Consider the following 560-nt stretch of genomic DNA (forward strand, 5'->3'; position numbering starts at 1 on the left):
CTGGCACCGCGCCTCCCGTCAACGCGTCGGCGCTACATCTCCTCGTGCGTGTCCGGGTCGCCGTCCCAGAGGCGCCCGCGCTCGAGGCCGGAGATCGCCGCGACCTCGTCGCTCGTGAGCTCGAACCCGAACACGTCGAGGTTCTCGCGCTGGCGGTCGGCGTCGCCCGACTTCGGCACCGGGACGGCACCGAGCTGGACGTGCCAGCGGAGCACGACCTGGCCGGGCGTGACCCCGTGGGCCTCGGCGGCGGCGAGGACGGGTGCCTCGGTCATGAGCTCCGACTGCTTCGCGAGCGGGCTCCAGCTCTCGGTGACGACCCCGCGCTCGGTGTGCACGGCGCGGAGCGCGGCCTGCGGGAAGTACGGGTGCAGCTCGACCTGGTTGACGGCCGGCGCGACACCGGTCGCGTCGATGATCCGGTCGAGGTGTGCGGGCGTGAAGTTCGAGACGCCGATCGAGCGGACCTTCCCGCTGTCACGGAGGTCCACGAACGCCTTCCAGGTCTCGACGAACTCGTCGACCGACGGGTTCGGCCAGTGGATCAGGTACAGGTCGAC

The 560-nt window shown here is 71.4% G+C and carries 1 protein-coding gene; it reads right to left on the bottom strand.

Going from position 1 to position 560, the window contains the following annotated elements:
• Positions 1-32: 32 nt before the first annotated feature.
• A partial coding sequence (locus BIU98_RS08555; protein ID WP_139200636.1) for an aldo/keto reductase occupies positions 33-560 on the bottom strand: 528 nt, incomplete at its 5' end.

It is taken from the genome of Curtobacterium sp. MMLR14_010 (genome assembly GCF_001865015.1).
GTDB lineage: Bacteria > Actinomycetota > Actinomycetes > Actinomycetales > Microbacteriaceae > Curtobacterium.